Origin of the sequence: Staphylococcus caprae (genome assembly GCF_002902725.1) — a bacterium.
Classification (GTDB): Bacteria; Bacillota; Bacilli; order Staphylococcales; family Staphylococcaceae; genus Staphylococcus; species Staphylococcus caprae.
The window spans coordinates 1-7,003 of the sequence record NZ_PPRT01000023.1 but is presented as its reverse complement, the minus strand read 5'-3'; the positions used below and the strand labels follow the sequence as shown (position 1 = coordinate 7,003).

Annotated in this window: 5 protein-coding genes and 1 pseudogene; 3 read left to right on the top strand and 3 right to left on the bottom strand. The window is 26.7% G+C overall.

Annotated elements, in window-relative coordinates:
• Positions 1 to 608: CHAP domain-containing protein (locus CD155_RS04780; protein ID WP_103212683.1), on the top strand; the 608-nt coding region annotated here is incomplete at its 5' end.
• 408 nt (positions 609 to 1,016) lie between these two features.
• Here the strand turns inward: CD155_RS04780 and CD155_RS04775 are convergent.
• Together CD155_RS04775 and CD155_RS04770 are read right to left on the bottom strand one after the other, a co-directional pair.
• On the bottom strand, positions 1,017 to 2,261 hold the full coding sequence (locus CD155_RS04775) for an aminoacyltransferase (protein ID WP_103212682.1): 1,245 nt from the start codon (positions 2,259 to 2,261) through the stop codon (positions 1,017 to 1,019).
• Positions 2,262 to 2,559: 298 nt separating this feature from the next.
• Entirely contained in the window at positions 2,560 to 3,507 is a 948-nt protein-coding gene (locus CD155_RS04770) for an LCP family glycopolymer transferase (protein ID WP_103212681.1), read from the bottom strand.
• A gap of 281 nt (positions 3,508 to 3,788) precedes the next feature.
• On the opposite strand from CD155_RS04770, the pseudogene CD155_RS04765 reads away from it, so the two are divergent.
• Both CD155_RS04765 and CD155_RS13285 read left to right on the top strand, forming a co-directional pair.
• Positions 3,789 to 4,476 (top strand): annotated as a pseudogene (locus CD155_RS04765) (transposase); the annotation flags it as partial.
• A gap of 33 nt (positions 4,477 to 4,509) precedes the next feature.
• Positions 4,510 to 4,764, top strand: a complete 255-nt coding sequence (locus tag CD155_RS13285; RefSeq protein WP_440857126.1) for a hypothetical protein — start codon at positions 4,510 to 4,512, stop codon at positions 4,762 to 4,764.
• Positions 4,765 to 4,815: 51 nt separating this feature from the next.
• On the opposite strand, the gene CD155_RS04760 is transcribed toward CD155_RS13285, so the two are convergent.
• Positions 4,816 to 6,621, bottom strand: coding sequence for an acyltransferase family protein (locus tag CD155_RS04760; RefSeq protein ID WP_103212680.1), 1,806 nt, complete (start codon positions 6,619 to 6,621; stop codon positions 4,816 to 4,818).
• Positions 6,622 to 7,003: the final 382 nt, after the last annotated feature.

Below are 7,003 nucleotides of genomic sequence, written 5' to 3'. Positions count from 1 at the left end.
CATACACAATCGATCAAGAAGGTAACTATCATTACACTTGGCAAGGTAACTGGAGCCCAGATCGTTTAGACAATAACTACAATAATTACAACTACTCTAACTATAGTAATTCAAATAATTACTACAACTACAATAATTATAGTAATACTAATCAATCTTATTCAAAAGCTTATAATCAAACTGGTGGTTTAGGTTCTAGCTATTCTTCAACTAGCAGAAATGTTCACGTTACTTCTACATCAGCACCATCTTCAAATGGCGTTTCATTATCAAATGCTTCTTCAGCAGGCGGTAATTTATATACTTCAGGTCAATGTACGTATTATGTGTTCGATAGAGTTGGCGGAAAAATCGGCTCAACTTGGGGCAATGCAAATAACTGGGCAAACGCTGCCGCTGCAGCAGGTTACACTGTAAATAATTCACCATCTAAAGGTGCGATTTTACAAACTTCACAAGGTGCATTCGGTCATGTAGCATATGTTGAAAGTGTAAATAACAATGGTACAATTACTGTTTCAGAAATGAACTACGGCCATGGTCCAGGCGTTGTAACTTCTCGTACAATCTCTGCTAGCCAAGCCACTTCATACAATTATATTCACTAATACATCCACTTCATTAAAAAGCATTCATTCTAATCTCAGAATGAATGCTTTTGGTATGGTTTTTTGTAATTAAATCGGACTGATGTCCTTAAAACTAATGGTTATATAATGGGAATAAAGAGGATATTTACACTTCACGCAGGTATTATCAATAGGGTTATTAATAAAAAGACTAGAACTATAACTTTTTATTTGTACATTAAGAAAATCCTGATTAATTATTAAATTCAAAATAAATATATCAAGATATTCCTATATTTAACCAGATATATTAAAATATATTTATAAAAGTAAATACATTTTTTATGAATTTAGGGATGTTGTGATATAAGTTAATTTTTTAACACAAATTTTAAATTCTGTATATATACCAGAACATTTGTCATATATATTATAATAAATTTTTAGTTAATTATTTTTCAGGTATTTATACAACCTATAAAAACCTGGCTTTATTGGTTTAATAAAATCACCTATATATTCTTCAACATAAGCGTTAAAACCTTCTTTAAATCTTTGTACCCCGTAATCTTCTGCTTCTTCACTAAAATCGCCAGTAATACCATAGAAATTATAACGGGGGATACCTTTATTTATAGCAAATTTAATCATTTCCCATTGTAATCTATATGCCCCCATATATGCATTGTACTTTGGATTTGATCCACTTGAAAGATAATAAACCTCATGCTTATTATAAATAAAAAATGCAGCAGCCAGGTCTAAAATTTCTCCATCTTCTTTTATTAAGTTCTGTGTTTGAGATATTTTTCTTTCTTGTGATTCTAATTGTTGAATAATTTCATTATGTTTTCTTTTATTCTTTTTGGAATTAGGATTATTTTTTAAGGTTAAATTAATTTCACCTAAATTATGAGTTAATTCGTTCAATTTTTCTTGTTGTGCTTCTAATAATTCTTTCAAATTTATATATGCTAGTTTCACCTTGCTATTTTTATTATAAATATTTTGCATTTTTTCAAAATAATCAATGCCCATAAACTTAAATCCATGTTTTTCTTCTGCCATTTTAAAAAGTTTAAAGAATCGTTTAGTTTCACTAATATCGAGTGTCTTTGTTTTTACTTTCATCTCATAAGTTTTTTTGATGTTTCTTCTAGTTTGATAATCCATATTTTTTAATATTATTTCTTCAGACTGACCGTTTAAATCTAAGACTGAAAGCCATCGTATTTGACTATTTTGTGAATAACCGATTGAATAACCTTGATGTATATATCCTAAGTTATGCATTAAATTCAATAATTTTTTATTATTATATCTAGTTATTATATCTCCTTTAGAACTTCTTATGCTTTGTAATATATAAGGGTCAGTTAAAACGTATAAACAATTACATTTTTTTAAATAATTAGTTAAGTTAGTATAAAAATATTCAACTAATTCATGGTTATTGAAATCCATAACTGGACCTCTATGAGTATAAAAGTATTTAAAAAGCTTAAAAATTTTAGCTTCTGTTAATAAACAAGCAGCTATTACTTCACTATTTGAATCTTTAACTCCTAATAAGTGAACGTCATTTTGAAATTTATATCTATAATTAAAATGTGAAGAAGATTGAGTGTAATGGGAGAAGTTATCATTTATAAATTTTTCATATTCATCAACAGATAATGTAGTAAATTTCATAAAAAATCCTACTTTCTTAATTAAAGTATATTAAAAATATTTCACAGCGAAAAACCAAGCATATCAAATGCTTGGTTTTAAATAGAAAGATATATTTCAGACGAGTAAACGATAACAATTCATTAGAAACTATTAAATTAATAATCTATCATATCGTTAAAGTACATGCATTTAGATACTTTAAATACTTTTAATTAATAATATAATAAACATAAAAGTATATTATTGTAAAGAGTAATCTCCTGTTAATTATAGTTAGTTTTAAATTTAGATGCAATCTATCTGTAAAAATCTAAAATTAATTTGTTTTTAAATTATTTATAATTAAATCTCTATTTTTTTCTTTAGAGTTTTGACTAGGTATAAAGTAATACAAGCCATCATTTTGAATACCTCCATTACCTTCTAATTGTTTTTTTTCTATATCTTTATTTGCGTCTTTATAATTATTCTTTATAGTATTCATTTCACTTACCGTTAAATCTGTTTTAACATTCTTTTGTATTGTAGTCATTATAGAGTCGAAATGTTTAAGTGAGGATATATTTTTCAATTTTTCACTCATCGCCTCTAAAATTAACTGTTGTCTCTTTTGGCGTCCAAAATCACCACCTGCACCTTCTTCTTTTCTACTACGTATGAACTTCATAGCTTCAGTACCATTAACGTGTGTTTTTTGACCTTTTCTAAATTTCAATCCATCAACAGTAAAAGTATCATTACTTACAACATTTATACCATCTAAATCATTAATTACTTCTTTTAAGCCATCCATATCGATTGTCGCATAATGATCTATAGGCACATTCATTAAATTTTCAAGGGATTTTACTGACATATTTGGACCACCATATGCATATGCGTGGGCAATTTTTTCTTCTGTTCTTTTTCCAATTATTCTTGCCTTAGTATCTCTTGGAATACTTAATATTTGAGTCTTCTGTTTATTCTCATTAATTGAAAGAATCATTATAGAGTCACTACGTTGGCCTAGACTTTCTTGCGTCCTTTGGCTATCTGAATCTATACCAAATAATGCTATTGTGAATGGTTCTTTATCCTTAAAATTCACATTATGATTTCTTAACTCAGAGTGTTTTCTATCTAAAGGTTTGTGTATTCTATCGCCTATTATATATATTTTTGAAATTAAGTATATAAGTGCTAAAATTGCAAGTATTAATAATACTATAAAAATGATTGTTAGTATTTTAAAAATTAACTTTCTCATACTCTTTTTTTTCATGTACTCTAATCCCTCTTATCTTTATAGTAGAAGTAATATAACTCAATCACTATTATATTATAATAAAAAACTTTTGAGAATATCATATGATACTCTTTATAAAATAGTTAATTATATATTTAAATTGATTGAAACTATTAGAATAAAATAGTATCTTAAAATTTAATCATAAATCTTATGATTTAGTGTCAAATGATATTGGCTAATCACAAAGAAAGATAAAACAACAGTTTTGTGATTAGCCCTTTTTTATATAAAGAACAACAAATGTTACGTATATAGTGATGTTAAAAGTTATTTTATATGCCTACACTCAATCCGTATTCTCTGGTCGTAAAATCGAAAAACTACTTAATGATAGTATCCGAATGATGTGGCTTTCACAAAATAAAACACCTTCTTATAAAACAATTAATCGATTTAGAGTCAATCCTAAAGTAGATGCATTAATAGAATCTTTATTTATTCAATTTCATAGTCAATGTCTAAAACAAAATCTTAATAGATGAGAAAGCTATTTTTATTGATGGTACAAAAGTTGAGGCTAATGCCAATAGATATACATTTGTATGGAAAAAGCGTATTCAAAATTCTGAATCAAAGATGAGTGAAGATTCAAAAGCGCTCTATCATGAATTAGTGAAAAGCAAAATCATACCTAAGATTAAAGAAGGTAACGATGATGAATTAACTCATGAAGCCATTGATTTAATTGGTACGCATTTGGATAAAGAAATCGAAGATTTAACTCATCAAATCAAACATGAAAATTGTAGTAAGATAAGAAAGCAAACACGTAAAAAGTGAACTCAAATCAAAAAATATAAAAAGAAAATCAATGATTATTCTGAACGAAAGTACAAATATGAAAAGCAAAAATCTATTCTCAAAGATAGAAATAGTTATTCTAAAACCGACCATGATGCGACATTTATGAGAATGAAAGATGATAATATGAAAAATAGTCAATGAAAAATTGACGTAGAACCTGTTTTTGGATTTATGAAAGCTATTTTGAGGTTCACTCGAATGTCAGTTCGAGGAATAAACAAGGTTAAAAGAGAACTTAGAATTGTATTAATAGCACTTAATATAAGAAAAATAGTAACTCAACGAGCTAAAAATAATCAAATAACTAACGAAAAAGGCAATTTCTATATTATTTCAATAGAAATTGCCTTTTTTAACACTTGTTCAAGATCTTTATGTCTCCGTGGTATTTTTAATCGAAAATATTTAAGAACAAAGATCAACTAAAAATATCAATCTACACCGTTCATAACTTAATGAATGCACGAATGATAATATTTAATTAGCTTTTTCATTAACTTCCTTCATTTTTTTAATTATTTCATTAGATAATGCTTTATCGCCACTATACTCAAGATGTATACCATCATATGCAAAATATTCTTGGTGACCACCAGAAGCCTTATACCAGTCAACTATATGAACGTTTTTATTCTTTTTGGCTGCTTCTTCCATTAACTTATTATTATTTGATTCATAATCTCTTGGTACTCTGACAGTAATTAAATAAATGTCTGCATTACCTAGACTCTTAATTAAATCATTAAGTTGATCTTTCGTAAATTCACCATTTGTACCAAGCTCTACTACTACGTTTTGTCCTTTTTTAGTATAATCTTGATATTTTTGATTAACAATATCTTTCCCTTCTATTAATTGTCTCCCAACTTTACCATCCACATTAGCATTGGGAACTTTTTTACTAAATACTTCACCAATATCAACCATAACCGAATCACCTAACAATAGAGGTGAAGTCTCTTTAACATTGAATTCTTTTTTCGAATTTTTATCTGGTTCTGATACTTTTGGTTTAGGTTTATGATTAGTTTTGAAAGATTTTTGTTTAGAAGCTTGTTGTTTTTCATGTTCTTTACCTAAACTGTCATAAGCTCCACAAACTATAAAAATGGAAGGTATAAGTAATATCACTACGACTACCGTTCGAGTGAATTTCCCAAATTTAGTCGGTAAAATAGTAAATGCATTAAAACCTTTTTTTCTAAATGGTGTTTCTATAAATTGATATGAAACTTCTGCCATAATAAACATCAAAATTACTTCACAAATATACACATACCAAGGTATTTGACCTTGAACAAAATAACTATTCATAAATACTATAATTGGATAGTGCCATAAGTAAAGACTGTATGATCTTTTCCCTATATAAATAAATAAATTAAAACTTAATATTTTTTTCAATAAACTTGAAGGATGAACTACACTTGCTATAACAAACAAAGTTAAAAATGAGATGGCATAAAATCCACCACTATATATCCACTTATCTTGATCACTTACAGTTATAAATAGGTATATTAAAATTAATAACCCCAATAAGCCAACTATACTTATACTTGATTTAGCCTTTTTTGAAATATTTTTCTTGAAAGAAAATGGGGGCCATATAAATGCTAAAATACAACCTAGAAGTAACGTTTGTAATCTTGTATCTGTACCAAAATATACCCTTGAATTATTTCCTGTCCACATATGTATAATAATCATTGCCAATAGAGATAAAAGTGACACGACTATTAATACAAGCGTAATCGTTTTCTTTCTACAGAATTTTAATAATCCTAATAATATTATAGGAAAAAATAGATAAAACTGTTCCTCAATAGCTAATGACCACAAATGTTTAAGCGGTGCGACAGAAAATTGATTGAAATAATCTACATCTTGGAAAATATACCACCAATTTGAAACATAAAAACATGCCGCTATTGCATCATGTTTTATACTTATGATTAAATCTGGTTTAAATAACAGAGTAAATATTAATACTATAGTTATTAGGAATAACACTGCAGGTATTAATCTTTTTATTCTTCTAATCCAAAAATTAATTAAATCAATTGATTTACTCCTATAATATTCACTTATCAATAAGCTAGTAATTAAATAGCCTGATATTACAAAGAATGTATCTACACCTAAGAAACCACCAGATAACCATTTAGTATTTAAGTGATAAATAATTATCCCTATTACTGCTATTGCCCTCAAACCGTCTAAACCAGGCAAATAATGAGGTTTATATGCTTTGTCTAGACGCTTATAATTCTCTCTATCCATTATATTGACACTCCGTTTATCATGTTAAATTATCTGTTTTTCATCTTATCATAACTATATAAACATTTACATCTTATTATCATAAATTTACTGAAATTTTACGTTTCTCTATTTATATTTATATCATTTTTTTTATCTATCAAAAATTAAAATCTAAGGTTTCTACTTATTCCAAATAATATTTAAATAATAATATCTTTAAGGTTATATAACACATTTTTAGTTAATATCACTTAATATTTTTAATCTGTTAATAACAATATTTTTACAAATTTTATATTAAAAAGTGTTACATAGTTTCAAAATTAATGATATTATCAAAAATGTAGTTCATAAATGTAGTTCATTAAATTTTTAGGAGGAATTATAGAAATATGAAAAG